Origin of the sequence: Actinoplanes sp. CA-015351 (assembly GCF_050955685.1) — a bacterium.
Classification (GTDB): Bacteria; Actinomycetota; Actinomycetes; order Mycobacteriales; family Micromonosporaceae; genus Actinoplanes.
Window position 1 is genome coordinate 3590636 of record NZ_CP192102.1, and the last position, 20950, is coordinate 3611585.

Genomic DNA, 20950 nt, shown 5'->3' on the forward strand with positions numbered 1-20950 from the left:
TGGATGCGTCCGGGCGACTGAAGTCGTTCAGCTGCTCGCGGTCGGACCACAAGGCACGCCACGAATGTCGTACCCAATGGTTAGGGTCCGATCTGTGGTTCTGGATGGTGGGCGTCCTCGGGTGGTTGTTGCGGTGACGGCGGCCGCTGATGGGCGGGTGGCGCTCGGGCGGCCGGGCCGGCTGCTCGACGCCGAGGTGAGAGCACGCTGGCAAGCGGCCTGGCCGGCGGATGTCGAGGGGCTCCTGGCCCGGCGGGATTCCTTTGTCCGGGAGCGGCACGCACCGACGGTGGTTCTCGAAGGCAGCGGCACGTTTGTGGACGACAGCGCGGGACCGCTGGATCTGCCCGACGCGGCGAGCGGCGATCTCCGCGGTGACTTCCTGCCGGTCAGCAGCGCGAAGTGGTTCGCCGTCGTGGACGGGCGCGGGCGGGTGGCGTGGACCCACAAGCAGGACGGGGAGACCCGGCTGCTGGTGCTGGTCAGCGATGCCACGCCCCTGGCGTACCTCGGCTATCTGCGCCGGGAGGGCATCCCCTATCTGATCGCCGGGGAGACGCGGGTTGATCTCACGTCCGCGCTGGTGAAGATGCGGGCGCTGCTCGGCGCCGATTGTGTGCTGTCGCAGGCCGGCGGCGGGCTGAACGGCGCCCTGCTGCGGGCCGGGCTGGTCGACGAGTTGCACATCGTCACGATTCCCGCGCTGGTCGGCGGGCTGGGCACGCCGTCGATCATGGACGGGCCGCCGCTCGGCCCGGACCACCTACCGGTGCGGCTGCGGACCGTCGATGTCGTGGTGGGAGAGTGCGGCACGATCTGGAGTCACTACGACGTCGCCACGGCCGTGCCCTGAGGCAGGGCCGTCGCCGTCGATGGGTTCTCAGGACTTGGCGGCCCGGAGGATCAGGTTGGTGACGGCGTCCGGGTGGGCGACCATCGCGGCGTGCGAACTGTGGATCTCGACGGTGCGGCCCTTCGCTGCGCGGGCGGCCATCGCCTTCTCGGCGACCGGCGGGATGGTCTGATCGTCGAGGGAGACCAGGTAGTACGACGTGATGGTCTTCCACGCCGGGACACCGGTCTTGCCGGTGAACGCTGCCGACGACAGCGGGCGCTGCTGGGTGGACATCAGCCTGGTCTTGCTGAGCGGGGCGTCCGCGGCGAACAGCTTCGGGAACCAGGCCGGGTCGACAGTGGTGTCCACGGCGCCCACGCTGTTCGGGTACGCACGCTGGATCAGGTGCGACACCAGCACCGAGTTGTCCCCACCGGCGAGGGCGCCGGCCTGCGCGATCGTCTCACCCTGGTCCCGGTGTTCGCGGTGGCCGTGAAGTTCGCGGTGGCCGTGGTGTTCGCGGTGGCCGTGGTGTTCGCGGTGGCCTGGGTGCTTGCGGAGGCGCCTACCGGAAGCAGGGCGAGCACTGACGCGGCGACGACACCGGCGAGTGCCAGCGGCTTCCATGAGTTGCGCATGTGGAACCTCTGGTTGTTCGGCCGGCAGCGGATGTCGTGCTGCCCGATACCGAGACTGCTGCCGTGAGAGGGCCCTGCCATCCGTCGGCTTGCTGCTCGACCCGCCACTGGTGCCGCACGTCACGGCGGGGGCGGAATTATCGGTGGGGGCGGGTGGTTGTGCCAGGAGCCGGTGTGGCCAGTGTCCCAGGGCCTCACCCATTGCCTTCGCGGAATACCAGTCCGGCTGGAGCCGCGTTGCGCCACCCGCCTTCAGGCGACCCGCACACCGGCCTTGCGTGACAGCCCGGCGCCCGACAGGCGCCGGGCTGTTTTTCTGTACGGCACCTTCAACCTCTCCGGCCCTGTGCAACTGATGGGCGTGGGCACACGGTGGGCCGGTGTGCACGTTGATGGCGGCACACGCATGCTCGATCCCTGTGCAACTGATGGACGTGAGCACACGGTGGGCCGGCGTCTACGTTGGTGGGGGCACACGCATGCTCGATTCAGCGTGGATGGGGACGCACGGTTGCGGTCCGTGCGACTTCAGCACGGTCAGGGCGTAGTCCAGGGCACACGGTGGCGTTATGTGCGACCCTGACCACCCCGCGGCTGGTCCAACTGGCCGTCAGTGCTGTCTCGCGGCCGGTGTGACAGCGCCGACAGCCAACCGGACTGCAGGAGTTGGCGCTCAGCGCTGCCCTACGACACCCTTCCCGCGCTGAACACCAGCTGGGTTGGCCGCGCCCGCTGGGTTGGCCGCGCCCGCTGGGTTGGCCGCGCCCGCTGGGTTGGCCGCGCCCGCTGGGTTGGCCGCGCCCGCTGGGTTGGCCGCGCCCGCTGGGTTGGCCGCGCCCGCTGGGTTGGCCGCGCCCGCTGGGTTGGCCGCGCCCGCTGGGTTGGCCGCGCCCGCTGGGTTGGCCGCGCCCGCTGGGTTGGCCGCGCCCGCTGGGTTGGCCGCGCCCGCTGGGTTGGCCGCGCCCGCTGGGTTGGCCGCGCCCGCTGGGTTGGCCGCGCCCGCTGGGTTGGCCGCGCCCGCTGGGTTGGCCGCGCCCGCCGGGTTGGCCGCGCCCGCCGGGTTGGCCGCGCCCGCCGGGTTGGCCGCGCCCGCTGGGTCGGCAGCGCCAGCCGGGCCAGCCGGGCCAGCCGGGCCAGCCGGGCCAGCCGGGCCAGCCGGGCCAGCCGGGCCAGCGGGATCGGCCGGGCCGGGCCCCACGCGGCGGCTGCGGGATCTTGGATGGCTGGCTCTCACCGTTTGGCTCGACGGGCGTGAGGCAGCAGTGGGAGCCAGCTGGACTGGATCTTGGGAGCGGGGGCGGATCATCCAGCGGATCATCCGGCGCGGATGACCCGCCCGGGCGAACAGGGCGTTATGTCAAGGCTCGGGTGGCTGGAGTTGTGGACAGGAGCAGGGCTGACACCGCCGTGAAGGCAGCGGCCGCGACGAAAACCAGGCCTGGGGTCGCGTACGAAAGGGACCAGGCGAAAACCGCACCCGCCGTGACCGGGACGACCGTCTCGGCGATGGCGCCGATGCCGGTCAGCGCACCCTGGACCGCGCCCTGTTCGTCCGGCCCGACGACACCGGAGAGCCAGGACTGCGAGGCCACCCCGGCGATCGACCCGACGATCCCGACCGCCTGCAGGATGTAGAGGGAAACCGGCGCCGAAGCCACCGCCGTGCCCGCGAACGCCGCCGCGCTGATCAGGGTGCCGATCACCGCGGCGCGTTTGTCGCCGAGAGCCCGGACGATCGGGCCCACCGCCCGAGCCTGGAAGACCGCGCCGGCCAGGGCGGTGGCCGCCATCACCACACCGACCATCGTGGTGCTGAACAGGAATTGGTAGGCGAGGAAGAACGTCCACACCGACTGGTGGGTCATTCTCGCGATGTCGGCGGCCATTCTTGCGTACGCAAGACGCCCCAGAACGGGCCGGCGCAGGACGACGGCGATCGCGCCGATGGGGTTTGACGCGCGCAGGGAGAGTGAGGTGACGCGGTCGCCGGTGCGGGATTCGGGCAGGACGAACCAGCCGTAGGCGACGCCCGCGAACGACAGCGCGGCGGCGGCGAGGAACGGCAGGCGCACGTCGACGCCGCCGAGCAGGCCGCCGAGGATCGGTCCGGCGACGAACCCGAGTCCGTACGCGGCGCCGATCCGGCCGTAGGCCCGAGCCCTCTCGGAGACCGGGGTGACGTCGGCGACGTACGCGTTGACCACGGTGTTCGTGCCGGCGCAGGCACCCGCGAGGGCGTGGAAGATCAGTAGCGTCCACGGGCTCGGGCCGGCGGCGTGAGCGAGCCAGTCGACGCCGAGCAGGGTCAGCGACGCGAGGAGTACCGGCCGCCGTCCGTAACGGTCGGAGAGCCGCCCGAGCAGGGGAGACACCGCGAACTGGAGTACGCCGTAGGTGGATCCGAGCACACCCGACCAGTACACGGCCGTGGCGGGATCGTCGGTCACCGTGGTCATCAGCGCCGGAATGATCGGCACGATGATGCCCAGGCCGAGCATGTCGAGGAAAACGGTGACGAGCAGGAAGTTGAGGGCGGGTGCCCGGTGCATGGAAGCTCCTCGGTGCGGGAAGGGACGAGCCCCTCCCGAACCGGACGCACGCGCGCAGGCACGGAGGATCAGATTATCGGTGCCGTCAAATTGTTTTTACCGGCGACGGTGGCGAGCCATCCACTGCCAGTAACCGCGGTCGTTGCGAGCCACGTAGATCCATGACCAGTGGCCGGGGAAGCGGTGCCCGTTCCAGGTCACGTCGTCGTACAGCGTCACGCGAGCCCTGGGGATCAGCGAAGCCGCGTGGATGGTGTTCGGTGCGGGCGGCACTGTGGTGTCGTCCAGGGATGTGACCAGCCATGACGGCGTGCGGATGGCGGCCAGTTCGGCATCGGTGATCAGGTTCGTGACGATCCCGCAGATCGGCGTCGACGACGCGAACAGTGACGGGTACTCCACCGTCATCTTCATGCTCATGTAGCCGCCGTTGCTGCAGCCCACCACGTGGATCCGGTTGGTGTCGACCGGGTGCTCGCGGGCCACCTCCCGGATGATCTCGCGAATCAGCGGCGCGAAGCGATCGCCGTCCTCCATCCAGTAGGAGAACGACTGCGGCACGACCACATGGGCACCGCCGAAGATCCGCTGCGCTTCCCGGGTGGCGAAGCCGAGCGCCCCGCGGTTGGCCCGCAGCGGCGTCTCGTTGTCGTAGTAGCCGTCCGGGAGTGAGGCGCCTTCGCCGCCGCCGTGCAGCCAGACCACCAGAGGGCGACGACTCGTGTCGAAAGCCGGGAAGAACCGATATTTCATCCCCGAAGCCGACTCGTGGTGGCTGAACGCGTCCACCTCACGATTGACCAACCGGCCCTGGGCGAACTGGGAGATCGTCACCGGCCGCCCTCGCACCGAAACCGGCGCGTTCTGCGTGATGGTGTAGACCAGGTCGAGCCGGACGTTGCGCCCCCTGCTCGCGATGTATCCGAGCGTGCCGCCGCCAACCTGCCCCTCGGCATGCTCCAGCGAGAGCACGATGTTTCCGCGCCGGTCGACCCGGGCGGTGGTCACCGTACGGTCGAGATCGTATTCGCTGAAGATCTGATCGCCCGGGGCGAGAGGCAGTGGGCTTGTCGCCTTCGCGTGGACAGTGAACGTGCTGGTGGTGACGCTGGACGGGGAGATCGTCCCGAGCCGGGACGTGTCCAGGGTGAGCGACGTGACCTGCTCGCCGCCGTCGAGGGTCTCGGCGTCGAGGGTGAAACGGACGCTGGTGGAACCTGCTGCGGCGATGCCGGGAACGGTCAGGCCGGCGGCGACCCCGGCTCCGGCGGCGAGAGCGGTACGGCGACTGAGCGGCACGAGAACAACCCCTTTGCAGTGAGGTTTGTCGATGCCTGGAACGTAACCCCCCGGCAACACGGCCGCAATCGCTTACGATCGCGGCCGGGGGGTATACGCATATGTCGATCCGTCGCGCAGCTGCCGTGATCCTGTCCACCGTCCTGGCCGGCACGATGGCCGCCACGCCTGCCGAAGCCGGCCGGGGTGAGGCGGGCCTGCACTCGCTGAGGGGCCCGGTCACCGACGAGAACTTCTACTTCGTGATGGCCGACCGGTTCGCCAACGGTGACGCCGGCAACGATCGGGGTGGCCTGCCCGACGACCCGCTCGTCTCCGGGTTCGACCCGGCGCGCAAGGGCTTCTACAACGGCGGTGACCTGACCGGGCTGCTCCAGCGCATCGACTACATCCGGGAGCTGGGCACCACCTCGATCTGGCTGACGCCGAGCTTCACGAACAAGGCGGTGCAGCTGGAGGACGGCCCGTCAGCCGGGTACCACGGTTACTGGATCACCGACTTCACCCGGATCGACCCGCATCTGGGTACGAACGAGGAGCTGCGGGCGCTCGTCGAGACCGCGCACCGGAAGGGGATGAAGGTCTACTTCGACATCATCACCAACCACACGGCCGACGTGATCGGTTACCAGGAGGGCGCACGGATGCCCTATGTCAGCAAGGACGCCGAACCGTATCGGACGGCGGACGGAAAGCCGTTCGACGACCGGGACTATCCTGCCGTATTCCCGACGCTGAATTTTCCCTACACCCCGGTTCTCGACGAGACCGAGAAAAACCTCAAAACTCCCGCCTGGCTCAACGACGTGAACCTTTACCACAATCGTGGCGACACCACGTTCACCGGTGAGAACTCCTATTACGGTGACTTCTTCGGCCTCGACGACCTGTTCACCGAGAACCCGCGCGTCGTTCGTGGAATGATCGACATCTACAAGACCTGGATCGCCGACTTCGGCATCGACGGCTTCCGGATCGACACGATGAAACACGTCGACGACGCGTTCTGGCAGAAATTCGGTCCGGAGGTTCTTGCGTACGCCCGAGCGCAGGGCAAACGCGAGTTCTTCATGTTCGGCGAGGTCTTCGACACGAGCCGCAGTTTCACCTCGCAGTACACCACCCGGAACCGGATGCAGGCCGTCCTCGACTTCCCGTTCCAGGACGCGGCGCGTGATTTCGCCTCCCGTGGCGCACCCGCCGCCGAACTGGGGGAGTTCTTCGCCGGTGACGACTGGTACACCGACGCCGACTCCAATGTCTACGAACTGCCCACGTTCCTCGGCAACCACGACATGGGCCGGATCGGCAGCTTCGTGGTGACCGACAACCCGGGTGCCGGCGACGCGGAGTGGCTGGCCCGGGACCGCCTCGCCCACGAGCTGATGTACTTCTCGCGCGGCAACCCGGTCGTCTATTACGGCGACGAGCAGGGATTCACCGGACCGGGTGGTGATCAGGACGCCCGGCAGACGATGTTCGCGAGCCGGGTGCCGGACTATCTCGACGACGATCTGCTCGGCACCGCCGGCACCCATGCGCAGGACAACTACGTCCCTGGACATCCGCTCTATCAGGCGATCAGCGGCTTGGCGGCGCTCACCCGCAAGCATCCGGCGCTGCGCGACGGCGCCCACCAGAACAGATATGCCGAGGGCAGCGTCTACGCGTTCTCCCGGATCGATCGGCGGCAGCTGCAGGAATACGTGGTCGCGCTGAACAACGGCGAGACGGCAGCCACCGCCACCATCCCCACCTATGCGCGCGCCGGGAAGGCCGAGCGCGTTTATGGCAGCGGGAAAGCGAAGGCGAACGGGAAAACCATCACGGTGACCATTCCACCGCTCTCCGCCGTCGTCTATAAAACGGGCAAGGTCCCGTTTTCGAGGAAAGCTCCCGCGATCTCCCTCAGCGAGCCCAGCGCCGTGACTCCGAGCCGGGTAAACGTCAAAGCCAGCGTCGCTGGAGAATCATTCTACGAAGTAACATTCTACGAGAAAACAGGAAATAACACCTGGGTCCCGATCGGCACTGACGACACCGCGCCCTACCAGGTGTTCCACGATGTGAGCGCACTGAGAACCGGCACACCCGTGCACTACAAAGCGGTTGTGCTCGACAACGGCGGCCACACCGCCACCAGCGCTTTGAGATCCACCCGCGTCCCCGCACCGAAACTGACCATCGAGGCGCCCGCCGAGAACAGCAACGTCCGCGACCGCGTCGAAATCCGCGCCACCGCCGACCCGGAACGCGGCACGCACGTCGTCAGCTTCGACCGCAGCGTCGCCGGTGGACCGTGGACACCGATCGGCACCGACAGCTCCTCACCGGCGTACACCGCGTTCGACAACCTCGCCGCGCTGAACCTGTCGGCCGGAACCACTGTCCGATATCGGGCACGGCTGAACACCGAGGAAGCGATCCGGACCGTCCGATATGCCGGGCCGCCCCTGACAACGGCGACATTGCACTACCAGCGACCCGCAGACGATTACGACGGCTGGGGTCTGCACCTGTGGGGTGAATCAGTCGACCCGGCGCTGCTCGCGACGATCGGCTGGGACCGGCCGATGCCACCGACCCGGATCGTCAACGGCTGGGCCGAATACGACATCGCCCTGGCAGACGACACGAAGCCGGTCAATTTCATCATGCATCTGCCGAACGGTGACACCGTACCGGCAAGCCGCGAACCGGGCGGTGACCGATCATTCCTACCCATCGACAACGCTGACGTTTGGATAAAGCAGGGCGATCCCACCGTCTACCCGAGTCCGCCGCCCGGAGGATGAGGACGGTAGCCGTCAACCCCTAAGGTCTTAAGACGTGACAGCGGACTACGGCCTGGGCATCGATCTCGGCACCACCCACACGGCGGCGGCCGTGCTGACCGGTGGGCGGGTCGAGTCTGCCCGGCTGGGCGCCCGCCGCATGGAGATCCCGTCCGCGATCTTCGTGAAGGAGGACGGCGAGCTGCTGGTCGGCGAGGCCGCCGAGCGGCGCGGTCAGGACGAGCCGGGCCGCCTGGCCCGCGAGTTCAAACGCCGCCTCGGCGACTCGGTGCCGATCCTCGCCGGCGGCATGCCGTTCTCCGCCCACGCGCTCACCGGCAAGCTGCTGCGATACGTCCTCGACACCGTCACCCGCCAGCAGGGTGGCGCGCCCGCGTCCGTCGAGCTCACCTACCCGGCGCACTGGGGTCCGTACAAACGCGAGCAACTCGACCAGGCGATCCGGCTCGCCGACGCGGGCCCGGTGCATCTGCTCAGCGAGCCGGAAGCGGTCGCGCGCTGGCGAGGCCTCGCGCCCGGTGAGACCGCCGCCGTCTACGACCTCGGCGGCAGCAGCTTCGACGTGGCCGTGATCCGCCGCGAGGGTGATTCCTTCACGCTGCTCGGCACTCCCGAAGGTGTTGATCAACTCGGTGGCGGCGACTTCGACGCGGCCGTTTATGCCTATGTTCTCGGCGCGCTCGACGGCGTCGACCTCACCGATCCGGAAACGGCGCCGGCCCTTGCCCGGCTGCGCCGCGACTGCATCGAGGCAAAGGAATCCCTGTCGTTCGACACGGAGGTGACAGTTCCGGTCGCGTTGCCCGGCCGGCACACCCGCGTGCACATCACCCGGTCGGATTTCGAAGGCCTGATCACCCTCGCCGTCCGGGACACCGTCGACGCCACCCAGCGCGCGTTGCGCTCAGCGGGCGTCAAACCCGAACAGCTCAGCGGCATCCTTCTGGCCGGCGGCTCGTCCCGGATTCCGCTGGTAGCGCGCGTGCTGACGGAAGAATTCGGCCGCCCGGTCGTCATCGACGCCCACCCCGAGCTGAGCGTCGCCCTCGGCGCCGCCTCCGTCGCCGTCCCCGCCTCGATCGCCCTCTCCTTCGGAACCGGCGCCACCACCGTCGCTGGTCACTCTCGGTCAGAGAATACGGAATCAACGGCCGCACCCGATCCTCGATCATTTCCTCGCGCCACCGCGAGCAATGGCATCGCAGCCACCGTGGAAGCGGCTTCAGAGATCTCCCGCGCCGAGTCGATGGTGGCCGTCTCCAACGGCGGCCCACCCACCGAAACCGCCGCCACCGAACCAGCCCCGGCCCCGGTGTCCGTTCCTGCCCAGGCGAAGCCGGTTTCTCCGCCGCCGGTTTCCCAGCCGCCGGTTTCTCCGCCGCCCGCCAACCGCTGGGACCCCCGGGAATTCCCGCCCCGACCGGCGCACAAGCAGGACTTCACCGACCTGCGCGAGCCCGTCGACCCGTGGGCCGCCGCCGAAGCCGAGGCCCACGCGGCAGCCATCGAAGCCGCCCACGCCGCGTCACTACCGGTCTCACCGGCACCGATTTCCCCGGCCGCCGCAGTCTCATCGCCGACAACCCCGGTGCCGATGACGCACGCCCCGGTCTCCACCGTGCCACTGCCACCCGCGGCTCTGGAGCAGACCAGGACGGCCGGCACGACCGTACCCATGTCTGGCTCCTCTGGTCCTGATCTTGATGTAGAGCCGAGCACCCAGTTCATCCCCGCGACCTATGGCGCGGGATCACCGCCCGCGCCTCCCGCGCGGCGCAAGCGGACACTCCTGGTCTCCGGCGCCGCGGCGCTCGTCCTGGTGGCCGCCGCGATCGGCGTCGTCCTGTCCAACCTGAACACGAAGGACGACGACGCCGCCCAGGGCACCAACCCGGGGGCCTCCGCCGCCGCGGACCCGGGCGCGATCCCGGCGGCGAACCTGCTGGTCCGGGTGGACACCGGCGGCGACATGGGTTCGGACACCTGGACGACCCGGATCCAGTACCTCAACGCGGCCGACGGCAGCCGCCGTGACCTGCCCGGCAGCGTGCCCGGCGACACCCTGCCGCGCTGGTCCAACGACCGTCAGCAGATCGCTCTGACGAACCGGGCCGGCGGCACGGCCACGATCTACGTGATGAACCGTGAGGGCGGCGACCGGCGCCCCCTGGTCGAGGACGTCACCGGCGGCCGGGTGGTCTGGTCGGCGGACGACACCGAGGTGGCGTACGTCAAGAAGGTCGGCAAGGTCAGCCAGATCTTCACGAGTCCGGTCGCCGGCGGCGAGCCCCGGCAACTGACCACGTCGGACGCCGCGAAGGACGACCCGATCTACTCCGGTGACGGTTCGTCGATCATTTACTGGTCCGAGCAGGACGGCGTCCGCTCGCTCTTCGAGCTGAACCTCGCCGACCCGCAGGAACCCGGCGCCCGGCTCACCGGCGCGGACCTCGGCGACGCCCTCGACCCGGCGGTCTCCCCGGACGGGGCACACATCCTGTTCACCAAGAAGGTCGAGGGCGAGAACTACGACATCTGGGCAATCGCCGCGGACGGCTCGAACGCCCAAGCCGTCACCGACGACGAGGCTCGCGAGATGGACCCGACCTGGTCGCCGGACGGAGCGTGGATCGCGTACACCCGCGGCGACCTCAATCACCCGCAGATAGTGGTCGAGCGGATGGACGGCTCGGACGAGCAGATTCTCACGAAGGGCAGCGCCCGCGAGGGTCATCCCTGCTGGTTCTGAACTGGTTCTCCCGGTGTTTTGACCAGCTTCAGGCCGATCACCGCGCCGACGATGCCGCAGAGGAAGACGACTTTGAGCGCGCTGACCGTCTCGTGGCCGGTCAGCATGGCGTAGGTGACTGTCAGCGCGGCGCCGAGCCCGGTCCAGATCGCGTACGCCGTGCTGATCGGGATGTGCCGGGTTGCCCACCCGAGGGTGGCCATGCTGAGCACGATGCCGACGCCGAAGATCGCCGTTGGCAGCGGCCGGCCGAGGCCGTCGCTCTGGCCGAGGGCGGTCGCCCAGACGGCTTCGAGCACAGCACTGACGAGCAGCACGATCCAGGGCATCAGCTGACCACTTTCAGTCCGACGACACATCCGATCAGCACGGTCAGCAGCGCTGCCCGGGTGAGGGTGAGTCGTTCCGCCTTGCGCAGCACGGCGAGCACGGCGGTCAGCACGGCGCCGATCCCGACCCAGACGGCGTAGGCGGTCCCGGTCGGCAGGGTCCGCATCGCGTACGCGAGACCGACCATGCTGAGCACGATCGACACCGCGAAGAGCGCTGTCGGCCGGACCTTACGCAGCCCGCCGGAGGCGCCGAGCGCTGTCGCCCAGACCGCCTCCAGCAGTCCGGACACGATGAGCACGGTCCAGGCCATCAGAGCCCCCGTTTCTTTTTCGTACGACTGTGCGACTAAAGGTATAGCACGTTTCCGTACGACTGTGCGACTATTTCGGCATGCCCCGGATCCTGGACGCCGCCGCCCGTGACCGAGCCGTCATCGACGCCGCCTGGCAGGTGATCGCCCGTGCGGGCATCACCGCGCTGACCGTGCGCCGGGTGGCCGCGCAGGCCGGGCTGGCGCCGAGCTCGCTGCGGTACACGTTCCCCAGTCAGGCCGTGGTCCGGGAGAAGGCGATCATCGCGGTCTCGCAGAACATCGCCGGCCGTGTCGCCGCCCTGCCGCAGGACATCGACGGCCGGTCCTGGGCCCGCGCGGCCCTGCTCGAACTTCTGCCGCTGGACCAGCAGCGCCGGCTGGAGATGGAGGTGTTCCTCGCGCTCGGCACGGCCGCGCTGACCGATGAGACGCTCCAGCCGCTCTGGCAGGCCACCGACGCGGTCGTCCGTGACGTGTGCGCCCGGGCGATCCAAGCCGCCGGGGGAGAGGCCGGTCCTCACCTGGATCGGCTGCATGCTCTGGTCGACGGGCTGGCCTTCCACCTGCTGGTCCGCCCTGACCAGCAGGACGGCTGGGCGCAAGCAGTGATCGATCGGGAAATGGACGGCTTGCTCTGAGGTGCCAGACTCGGTCCAGACCGCCTCGCGGCACTCGAGCGCCGGCACCGTCTTCGACGAGGACACCAGCCGGACCTTCGGCATCGTCGTCGGCGTCGAGTTCGCCGCGGCCGCCGCCGGAGCCGTGGTCCTGGCCGTGCTGCGCCGCCGCGAGCTGACCTCCGCATGGATCGGTTTCGTGGTCGGTGTCCACCTGTTCCCGGTCGCCGCGATCATCGGGTACCCGTTCATCTACCTCGTTGGTGTACTGGTGACGATCGTCTCGCTGGTGGGCGTACCCATCGCCCGGGCCCGAAATGTTGCGCCGAGCGCGATCGTCGGCGCCGGTTCCGGAACGTTTCTGCTGGTCGGGGCGATCTTCTCGGCGGTGGCGGCGGCGATCGCCGGCTGACCGGCACGTCCGCCATCCGCAAGCCCTCCCGGCGCCGATCCGGGAGGATGAGGCATGAGCGTCGAGCACTTGCTGGCTTTCGTCCTGGCCGCCGTAGCGGTCGTCGGCCTGGTGCGGTGGGTGGCCAACCACACCGGACTGCCGGCCGCCGCGATGCTGCCCGTCATCGGCGTCGGGTACGCGTTGCTCCCGGGACCCAACATCTCGCTCGACCCCGACGTCGTCCTGACGTTCGTGCTGCCGCCCCTGCTCTACAGCGCGGCACTGGACTCCTCACTGCTGGATATCCGCCGCAATCTCCGTACCGTAGTGAGTCTTTCGGTGGTCCTGGTTCTTCTCACCGCGGTGCTGATCGGCCTGGGCTTCGCGTGGTTCGTCACCGGCGCGACCCTGGCGGCCGGCATCGCGGTCGGCGCGGCGGTGGCACCACCCGATCCGGTGGCCGCTCTCGCGGTCGGTCGCAAGGCCGGACTGCCACCCCGGCTGGTCACGCTGATCCAGGGTGAAGGGCTGCTCAACGACGCCACCGCGCTGACCATCCTGAGCGTGGCGGTGGCGGCAGCGGTCGGCGGCGACTTCTCGGCGACTTCCGCACTCGGCCAGTTCGTGATCGCCGCGGTGGGTGGCGTCGCGGTGGGCATGCTCGTCGCCTACGTGGTCCGCATCCTGTCCCGGCCGATCAGCGGCGACCCGCTGCTCGCCAACGCGGTCTCGCTCAGCACCCCGTTCTGCGCTTATCTGCTCGGTGAGCGGATCCACGTCTCCGGCGTGCTCGCGGTCGTGGTGGCCGGGCTGATCGTCGGGCACCACCGGCCGAGGGCGGCATCCGGCGCGGGACGCCTGCAGACCAGCGCGGTCTGGCGGCTTGTCGACTTCCTGCTCGAAGGCCTGGTGTTCCTGCTGATCGGCCAGCAGTTGCCGGCCGTGGTGCGCGGCCTGGCGAAGTACGACACCAGCACCATCGTCATCGCCGTCTCGATCACGGTCGGCGTGGTCCTGCTGCTGCGCCCGCTGTGGCTGGTGCTGACCCAGTCGCTGCCGCGGTCGCTGCACACCTGGCTCGGCAACGACCGGTCGGACAAGGGTGAGGAACCGCTGACCGGCCGGGAAGTGATCGCGATGAGCTGGACCGGCACCCGCGGCGTGATCAGCCTCGCCGCGATCTTCACGATTCCGCTGGTCACCGAGAGCGGCGAGCCGTTCCCGGATCGCGACCTGCTGCTGTTCTGCACCTTCGTGGTCGTGCTCGTCACGCTCGTCGGCCAGGGCCTGACCTTCGGCCCACTCGTCCGGGCGCTCAAGCTGCGCGCCGACGACAACGACCAAGCAAGGGTACGCAACGAAGCCCGCTCCGCCTCGGTCGAAGCGGCCCTGGCTGCCCTGGACGATCTGGAGGCCGAGGAGCACGACGACATCCACACCAAGGTCATCGACACGATGCGCAAACAGCTGCGTACCCGGCTGAGCCGGTACCGGGGCCGGCTGGCGCTGCTGCGTGAGAGCGACGCCGACGTCACCCCGGTGTCACCGACGTACGAGGCCGCCCTGCACGTACGCCGGGTGGCGATCGACGCCCAGCGCACCGAACTGCTGCGGTGGCGCGACTCCGGCCGGCTCCCGGACGAGGGCCTGCGCGTCCTGGAGCACGAACTCGACCTCGAGGAACGGCTGCTGCCCGACCGCCCGGTCCGGCGGTGACGGCGTTTGTCGATCGCGGGGACGGGGTACTCCGGACGCGATAAAGTGGCTGTCCGGACTCCGCAGCCTCGTTCAGTGCCGCTCACGGCCGATTCGTCGTGGCCGGGGCATGTCGCGAGGGAGTCGCCGATGCAGTCAACACGTCCGGCCGGGAGCGACTTCGCCGCTCTGAACAGGCAGATCTCCGAGGCCGGCCTGCTGGAACGGCGGCCGGTCTACTACGCCGTACGCGGTGCCGTGGTGGCCGCGATGTTCGTGGCCGCCTGGACCGCGCACGTCCTGATCGGCTCGTCCTGGTGGCAGCTCGCCGTTGCCGGGTTCGTCGGCATCGCGTTCTCCCAGGTCGCGTTGCTGGCCCACGACATCGCCCACCGGCAGGTCTTCCGTTCGAGAGGCACCAGCGCAGTGGTCGGGCGAATGGTCGCGAACGTCGGCGTCGGGATGAGTTACGGCTGGTGGACGGAGAAGCACACCCGTCACCACACCAACCCCAACCACGACGAACTCGACCCCGACGTGCAACCGGAGGTACTGATCTGGGCCACCGAATCGGCGCTCGGCCGGCGCGGGCTGGCCGCCTTCGTCAGCCGCCACCAGGCGGGGCTGTTCTTCCCGCTGCTGACGCTGCTCAGCATCGACCTGCGGATCTCCAGCATCAAGGCCCTGCGGCGGCCCGGGATGAAACGCCGTGGGCTGGAAGCCGGTCTGATGGCGGTGCATCTGGTCGCGTACGTGACCGTGCTGCTCGTGGTGCTGTCGCCGTGGCAGGCGCTGGCGTTCTTCGCCGTGCACCACGCGGTGTTCGGGGTTTATCTCGGCATGACGTTCGCGCCCAATCACAAGGGCATGCCGCATCCCACCGGGGACGAGGACTATCTGCGCAAGCAGGTGCTGACCTCGCGAAACGTCAGCGGGGGATGGATCGTCGACGCGGCGCTCGGCGGTCTGAACTATCAGATCGAGCATCACCTGTTCCCGGCGATGCCGACGCCGAATCTGCGCAAGGCGAAGCCGATCGTGAAGGCGTACTGCCGTGCGGCCGGTGTCTCCTACGAAGAGACGAGCCTGATCGAGTCGTACCGGCAGGCGCTGCGTTACCTGCACGAGGTAGGAGCGCCGCTGCGCGCCTCGTAGTACACCTCCCAATGGGGGAAATCGGTCGCTTGGCGCGGCGCGGACACCGTAGCGTTATCGCTCGAAGAGCGTCGCTCCAGACTCCGGCGGCGATAATGTCGCCGCGCCAGGAGTCACGATGAGTAAGGTCGCCCGTGCATTCGCGCCGTCCGTCCAGGACGGCGTTCTGATCGAGTGGATTTCGCAAGGCAGCAAGCCCGCGTTCGCCGCGCTGTTCGACCGCACGCAGGCCGACGTCCGTGCCGTGCTGTCGGTGCTTCCGCCGGGAAGCGGGCAGCGGGACGAGGTTCTCGCGGCCACGTACCTCGAAGTGTGGTGGCTGGCGGGATGTCACAGCGAGCCGGACGTCGACGTCGTCGCGTGGCTTTTCGGCATCGCCCAGCGCCGGATGGCGGAACTGCGCTGCCGTGTCGACGGTGTCGTCGCCAATCCGCGGCCCAGTTACGCGCAGCTGGAGCTCGCCGCGCTGCTCGGTCGCCCGGTCAGCTCCTTGGCGGGGCTTTAGGCCCGTTCGGCGGTGTCAGGCCGGGCAGGCTCGGCAGGTCGGTGACGATCAGGTTCGCCACGTCGGTGAGCCGCCTGTTGTTGTTCCGGGAGTACGTGCGGATCCGCAGGAACGCCTCGTCGGTGGTGACACCGTGAAGCTGGGAGATCGCGCCCTTGGCCTGCTCGATGATGATCCGGCTGTTCAACGCACCCTGCAGCTGCTCGGTCAGCATCTCATTGCGGCGGATCGTGCGTTCCTGCATCAGGCCGATGGTGGCCACGTCGGCGAGCGCCTGCAGGATCGGGACGTCCGAGGGCTCGAAATCTCCACCGGTGCTGGTGCCGAAGATGTTCAGCGCGCCGATCACGTGGGACCGCAGCCGCAGCGGAAACGCGTGTACCGACCGGAAACCCGCCGCCGCCGCCCGGGGCGCGAAGCGCGGCCAGCGGGCCACCGCGGCGGCCAGATCGACGTTGATGACCGACTGGCCCGTCCGGAACGCCTCCAGACATGGGCCCTGTTCGTTCTGGAGCTGGAACAGCTCCACCAGGCGGACGTTCTCGTCGGAGCCGGCCACGAACTCCAGCCGGCCGTGTTCGTCGGCCAGCATCAGCCCGGCAGCGGCCGCTCCGACCAGGCTGCGGGACCGGTCGGTGAGCATGTGCAGGAACTCGAGGAGGTCGAAGTCGTCAACAAGGGTATCGGCGGCCTCCACGAAGATCGTGGCGAGCCGCTCAGCCGAGACGGTGCTCATGCCGTACCTTTCGGAAGCTCTGGATCTTCATTCTTGGGCCCGTCCAATCGCAGCGTTCGGTTGACGACATCGCGTGCGACGTCTTCGAGACGGCGGTTCTCGGCGTAGGCGTAAGCCCGCATCCGCAGGAGCGCCTCAGCGATCGAGACGCCCAACTGCATCATCACCATGCCCTGCGCCTGGAACAGCTCGGCACGATGGCCGACATCCAGGAGCCCGGTGCTGTTGCTCGTCAGATTTTTCTCCTGAGTGTCCAGCAGCACCTCGACGGTGACGTCCGCGAACGTGAAAGCCATCCGCAACTCCGTGTCCGTCAACGGTCCCACCCGATCACGGAAAATGTCCATGACACCGAGCCGTGCGGCACCCACTTGGAGCGGAAAAGCGAAAACGGCGCGGACGCCGTTGTCGTGGGCGGCCGGAGCGTACACCGGCCATCGATAGTTCGCGGCGTCGGCCAGGTTCGCGGCGAGAACAGGCCGGCGAGCGGCGAAGGCATCGATGCAAGGTCCCTCTCCTAGGACGAACTGCAATTCCTCGGTACGCCCGATCGCCTCGTCCGAGGCGGCGGACACCCCGAGCGTCCCGTCGGCGGTCATCACACAGACGCCTGTCCCGAAAGCCGACAGATTCTCGGTGACCGCACGGCAGACCCGCTGCAACAGATCGAGGTGCTGCGGCTGCCGGTCGATCAGGCGCCGAACCGTGGCCCGATAATCATCCTCGCCGTTTGCCGAGGTCATGACGCCGCGAACGGTGGGCGTGCACGGGAGATGGCACTCTTCAGCGCCGGCATTACCGTCCCCTTCCCGGCACACACGCCAGGGGAACTGGGGCCGGATGAGCCTGCTTTACGCCCCCACCATACGCTGGACAACGCCCCAGCGACCGTAACCCCGCCGGGCGAACTTGGTCCACATCGGATCAGCGCGGTCCCGTGCGGGCGATGTGGTGGTGCGGGTCGTGCTGTAGCAGCTCGGTCGCGGGCAGGGGGATACGGTACGACCTGGGTGGGTGGTTCGCCGGTCAGCGTATGCTCCACGGCGTGAGTGACCTGTTGAAGACCCATATCCAGAACGTTCTGGAAGCCAACCACGCCGACGCGGGCAAGATCCGGCAGCGGATCACCGAGCTGGAGGGTGAGGGCCGGCGGATCGTCACCGGCGGGCAGCTCGACGACGAGGCCTGGGACATCATCGACTGGCGGACCAACGAGATCCTCGCCGCCGGCAACGACGGGCTTGACGGGTACGAGGCCGCCGGCAAGGACCTCGACCCGGACGACAACTGGGTCCACTTCGACCGCATCCTGCAGGACCTGGGCGTGACCTACATCGAGACGCCGGGCCTGCCGGAGAGCCTCGCCAACCTGGTCGAGGACTGGGCCCTCGCCGCCGACGCCGACGAGGTCGCGCAGGTCATCGGCTGGGCAGAGGACAAGATCGAGGAGTACCAGGCCGAGGCGTAAGACCGCTTCGCGCGTACCGAACGGGGTGGGGCCTTGGCGGAAGGGTGACCCTGGTGGAGCGTTCCCGGTAACGGCAGGGGTGGCCTCGGCTACGGTCGAATTGCCCTGATTTCACCCCTATGCTGTTGTCTGCGGGAGCGGGTCATGCTGACCTTGTCGCGTTTTGTCACCGCCGTGTTCGTGCTGGTCGCGATGGTTTTGATGCCTCCCGGACCGGCGGTGGCGCAGCTCGCCGTTCCCAGCATCGACTCGTTCTCGCCGGTGGTCGTGGCCGGCGGCGGGACCGTCACGGTGCAGGTCGGCAACCTCGACGCGGAACCGGCGGCGGTCAGCGTCACGATCAACGGCGCGGCCGCGACGGTCGCGTCGCGGACCGCGAGCAGCCTGACGGTGACCGTGCCGAGCGGCGTGGGCGGCGGCAAGATCGCGGTGACCACGCCGTCCGGGACCGCGACCAGCAGCACGGACCTGTTCGTGCTGCCGGGGCGCGTCACCGCGGCGGAGGTGGGCGGCACCGGCCGGATCACCCCCGGGACGAAAACCACGCTCAGCGTCGCCGCCGGCAAGACCTTGGTACGCCTGTTCGACGACCTGCTGGCCGAACGCTTCGCCGTGCTGATCGAGGCGAATTCGCCCAGCTCGTGCACGTCGACGTTCGATCTGCGGGTCTACGACACCCGGCTCGGGCAGACCGGCGCCGTCTCGTGTTTCGGCAGCAACGGGCAGCTCGACACGATGCCGCCGATCAGCGTGCCCGGCGCCCGGACGCTGATCGTCAAGAACACCTCCTCGTCGGCGGCGACGCTCGACGTGACGATCTACAAGGTGCCCGCCGACGCCGACCTGGGCACGCTGCCGCTCGACGGCACCGCCAAGACCGTGACGATCAGCAATCCGGGACAGAACGGATACCTGTTGTTCACCGGCACCGCGAACCAGCGGATCTCGGTACAGACGTCGAACGCCTCGGCCGGGTTCGGCTGCTGCTACGTGACCTGGGGAATCTACTCGGCGAGCGGGACACGGATCGGTTCCTCGAAGGCCGGCAACGACTTCCTCGACGCGGTGACGCTGCCGTCGGCGGGCACCTACCAGCTGCGCATCGACCCGGCCGAACTGCGGACCGGATCGATCACCGCGCAGGCCTGGGCGTTCACCACCGACGCCGACCTCGGCGGTCTCACCCTGGACGGCACGGCCAAGACGGTGACGCTCAGTGACGCCGGTCGCAACGGGTACCTGACGTTCGCCGGCACCGCGGGTCAGAAGGTCGTGGTGCAGACCTCCGGCCTGTCGGCCTCGCTGTCCTGCTGCTTCCTGACGTGGGGGTTGCACGCTGCGGACGGCACGCTCGTCGGCGCGCTGAAGAGCGGGAACGACTTCCTCGACACCGTCACCCTGCCTGCGGCAGGTACCTATCAGTTGCGCTTGGACCCGGCAGGGGTACGCACTGGATCGATCACCGTCCAGGCCTGGAGCGTGGCCGCGGACGCCGACCTCGGCACCCTGACGCTGGACGGGACCGCGAAGACGGTGGCGTTCAGCAACCCCGGACGCAACGGATACCTGTCGTTCGCCGGTACCGCGAACCAGACAGTGACCGTGCAGGCCAGCGCGGCATCGGCCGGGTTCGGGTGCTGTTACCTGACGTGGGGGATCTACAACCCGGACGGCACCCGGCTCGGGTCGGTCAAAACCGGGAACGACGTGATCCAGGCGGTTCTGCCGGCCACTGGCACCTATCAGCTCCGGATCGATCCGGCTGAGGCCCGTACCGGGACCATCGCGCTCGCCGCCTGGATCATCACGGCCGACACGGACTTCGGGACGCTGCTGCTCGACGGCACCGCCAAATCGGTCACGCTGAGCACGCCGGGCCACGGCGGGTACGTGTCGTTCACCGGGACCGCCAACCAGAAGGTCGCCGTGCAGGTGTCGAACGCGTCGACCGATCTGCTGTTCTATCTGAGCTGGGGCGTCTACACGCCGGCGGGAGTCAGGGTCGGCACCGGCAAGGTCGGCAACGACTTCCTCGATGCGGTGACGCTGCCGTCGGCCGGGACCTATCAGGTACGCCTCGCGCCGGCCGAGGGCCGCGCCGGATCGGCCACGCTGAACGCCTGGACCGGGCCGGCCGACGTCAACCTGGGCACGCTGACGCTCGACGCCGTCGCCAAGACGGTTTCGATCAGCACGCCAACGGCGAACGGGTACCTGTCGTTCACCGGCACCGCCAACCAGACGGTGACCGTCAACGCCAGCAATGCGACAGGTGGGCTGCCGTGCTGCTACGTGACGTGGACGATCAAGCGGCCGGACGGGACCGTGCTGGCGACGAAGGCCGGCCAGGACGCGGTCACGGTGACACTGCCGTCAGCGGGAATCCACCAGATCTACATCGACCCGGCGGAGGGCCGGACCGGGTCGCTCACCTTCACGGCGTCCTGAGCGTTCGTGGTGCTCTCCAGGACGTCTTTGATCTCGGCTAGGCCGCGCTCGACGCGTGGCTGGATCAGGGCGGCCATAGCGTGCGGGAGGACGTCGGTGGTCCAGACGAGGCGGCTGTGGTCGCCCTCTTCGAACACCTGGAACGCCGCGTGGTGATAGGTCAGCGGCATCCGCTGGCCCTCGACCACCGTGTACGCCATCCGGCGGATGTCGTGGTCGATCGCCAGGATGAGCTCGCGGACCTGGTGGCCGTCCGGCATGGTCAGGATGCGGTTGTCGCCCTCGATCACGGCGGCGATGACCCGGCCGGGCAGCAGGCGCTGGTGGACCGCGCCCACGTCGGCGACGGCCTCCCAGGCTCGGTCGGCAGGGATGTCGACGGTGGTTTCTACGCAGATCGTGGCCACGCGGCATGGTAACG

General features: G+C 68.8%; 19 protein-coding genes. 11 read left to right on the forward strand and 8 right to left on the reverse strand.

Annotation, left to right across the window (positions count from 1 at the left end; translation table 11 throughout):
• Positions 1-94 precede the first annotated feature (94 nt).
• Entirely contained in the window at positions 95-853 is a 759-nt protein-coding gene (locus tag ACQP2E_RS16160; RefSeq protein ID WP_433832448.1) for a RibD family protein, read from the forward strand.
• Between the two features lie 27 nt (positions 854-880).
• On the opposite strand, the gene ACQP2E_RS16165 is transcribed toward ACQP2E_RS16160, so the two are convergent.
• Positions 881-1255, reverse strand: a complete 375-nt coding sequence (locus ACQP2E_RS16165) for an alpha/beta fold hydrolase (protein WP_433832449.1) — start codon at positions 1253-1255, stop codon at positions 881-883.
• On the opposite strand from ACQP2E_RS16165, the gene ACQP2E_RS16170 reads away from it, so the two are divergent.
• On the forward strand, positions 1241-1540 hold the full coding sequence (locus tag ACQP2E_RS16170; RefSeq protein ID WP_433832450.1) for a hypothetical protein: 300 nt from the start codon (positions 1241-1243) through the stop codon (positions 1538-1540). The two genes, ACQP2E_RS16165 and ACQP2E_RS16170, sit on opposite strands and share 15 nt — an antisense overlap.
• 1285 nt (positions 1541-2825) lie before the next feature.
• On the opposite strand, the gene ACQP2E_RS16175 is transcribed toward ACQP2E_RS16170, so the two are convergent.
• Both ACQP2E_RS16175 and ACQP2E_RS16180 read right to left on the reverse strand, forming a co-directional pair.
• A complete protein-coding gene (locus tag ACQP2E_RS16175) occupies positions 2826-4022 on the reverse strand; it encodes an MFS transporter (protein WP_433832452.1) in 1197 nt (398 codons plus the stop codon).
• 96 nt (positions 4023-4118) lie between these two features.
• Positions 4119-5321 carry a prolyl oligopeptidase family serine peptidase gene (locus ACQP2E_RS16180; protein WP_433832454.1) on the reverse strand — a complete coding sequence of 401 codons (1203 nt, stop codon included), beginning with the start codon at positions 5319-5321 and terminating at the stop codon, positions 4119-4121.
• 101 nt (positions 5322-5422) lie between these two features.
• Between ACQP2E_RS16180 and ACQP2E_RS16185 the strand changes: the two genes are divergently transcribed.
• Together ACQP2E_RS16185 and ACQP2E_RS16190 are read left to right on the forward strand one after the other, a co-directional pair.
• On the forward strand, positions 5423-8116 hold the full coding sequence (locus ACQP2E_RS16185; RefSeq protein ID WP_433832456.1) for an alpha-amylase family glycosyl hydrolase: 2694 nt from the start codon (positions 5423-5425) through the stop codon (positions 8114-8116).
• 34 nt (positions 8117-8150) lie between these two features.
• Positions 8151-10865 (forward strand): Hsp70 family protein, encoded by a 2715-nt coding sequence (locus ACQP2E_RS16190; RefSeq protein ID WP_433832458.1) that lies wholly within the window; start codon positions 8151-8153, stop codon positions 10863-10865.
• On the opposite strand, the gene ACQP2E_RS16195 is transcribed toward ACQP2E_RS16190, so the two are convergent.
• Together ACQP2E_RS16195 and ACQP2E_RS16200 are read right to left on the reverse strand one after the other, a co-directional pair.
• Positions 10847-11194, reverse strand: a complete 348-nt coding sequence (locus ACQP2E_RS16195; RefSeq protein ID WP_433832460.1) for a DMT family transporter — start codon at positions 11192-11194, stop codon at positions 10847-10849. The genes ACQP2E_RS16190 and ACQP2E_RS16195 overlap by 19 nt on opposite strands.
• Positions 11194-11508 carry a DMT family transporter gene (locus ACQP2E_RS16200; protein WP_433832462.1) on the reverse strand — a complete coding sequence of 105 codons (315 nt, stop codon included), beginning with the start codon at positions 11506-11508 and terminating at the stop codon, positions 11194-11196. The genes ACQP2E_RS16195 and ACQP2E_RS16200 overlap by 1 nt, the downstream gene beginning before the upstream one ends.
• A gap of 80 nt (positions 11509-11588) precedes the next feature.
• Between ACQP2E_RS16200 and ACQP2E_RS16205 the strand changes: the two genes are divergently transcribed.
• From ACQP2E_RS16205 to ACQP2E_RS16225, 5 genes are all read left to right on the forward strand, one after another.
• Positions 11589-12149: a TetR/AcrR family transcriptional regulator gene (locus tag ACQP2E_RS16205; RefSeq protein ID WP_433832464.1), complete on the forward strand. Its 561-nt coding sequence runs from the start codon at positions 11589-11591 to the stop codon at positions 12147-12149.
• Between the two features lies 1 nt (position 12150).
• Positions 12151-12540: a hypothetical protein gene (locus ACQP2E_RS16210; RefSeq protein ID WP_433832466.1), complete on the forward strand. Its 390-nt coding sequence runs from the start codon at positions 12151-12153 to the stop codon at positions 12538-12540.
• Positions 12541-12594: 54 nt separating this feature from the next.
• On the forward strand, positions 12595-14238 hold the full coding sequence (locus ACQP2E_RS16215) for a Na+/H+ antiporter (protein ID WP_433832468.1): 1644 nt from the start codon (positions 12595-12597) through the stop codon (positions 14236-14238).
• A gap of 129 nt (positions 14239-14367) precedes the next feature.
• A complete protein-coding gene (locus ACQP2E_RS16220) occupies positions 14368-15372 on the forward strand; it encodes a fatty acid desaturase family protein (RefSeq protein WP_433832470.1) in 1005 nt (334 codons plus the stop codon).
• 118 nt (positions 15373-15490) lie between these two features.
• Complete coding sequence (locus tag ACQP2E_RS16225) at positions 15491-15877, forward strand: hypothetical protein (protein ID WP_433832472.1); 387 nt, start codon at positions 15491-15493, stop codon at positions 15875-15877.
• On the opposite strand, the gene ACQP2E_RS16230 is transcribed toward ACQP2E_RS16225, so the two are convergent.
• On the reverse strand, positions 15855-16613 hold the full coding sequence (locus ACQP2E_RS16230) for an ANTAR domain-containing protein (RefSeq protein ID WP_433832474.1): 759 nt from the start codon (positions 16611-16613) through the stop codon (positions 15855-15857). The genes ACQP2E_RS16225 and ACQP2E_RS16230 overlap by 23 nt on opposite strands.
• Positions 16610-17356, reverse strand: a complete 747-nt coding sequence (locus tag ACQP2E_RS16235) for a GAF and ANTAR domain-containing protein (RefSeq protein ID WP_433832476.1) — start codon at positions 17354-17356, stop codon at positions 16610-16612. The genes ACQP2E_RS16230 and ACQP2E_RS16235 overlap by 4 nt, the downstream gene beginning before the upstream one ends.
• Before the next feature lie 302 nt (positions 17357-17658).
• Between ACQP2E_RS16235 and ACQP2E_RS16240 the strand changes: the two genes are divergently transcribed.
• Positions 17659-18081, forward strand: coding sequence for a hypothetical protein (locus tag ACQP2E_RS16240; protein WP_433832478.1), 423 nt, complete (start codon positions 17659-17661; stop codon positions 18079-18081).
• A 144-nt stretch (positions 18082-18225) separates the two neighbouring features.
• A complete protein-coding gene (locus ACQP2E_RS16245; protein WP_433832480.1) occupies positions 18226-20529 on the forward strand; it encodes an IPT/TIG domain-containing protein in 2304 nt (767 codons plus the stop codon).
• On the opposite strand, the gene ACQP2E_RS16250 is transcribed toward ACQP2E_RS16245, so the two are convergent.
• Positions 20475-20936, reverse strand: a complete 462-nt coding sequence (locus ACQP2E_RS16250; RefSeq protein WP_433832481.1) for an SRPBCC family protein — start codon at positions 20934-20936, stop codon at positions 20475-20477. The genes ACQP2E_RS16245 and ACQP2E_RS16250 overlap by 55 nt on opposite strands.
• Positions 20937-20950: the final 14 nt, after the last annotated feature.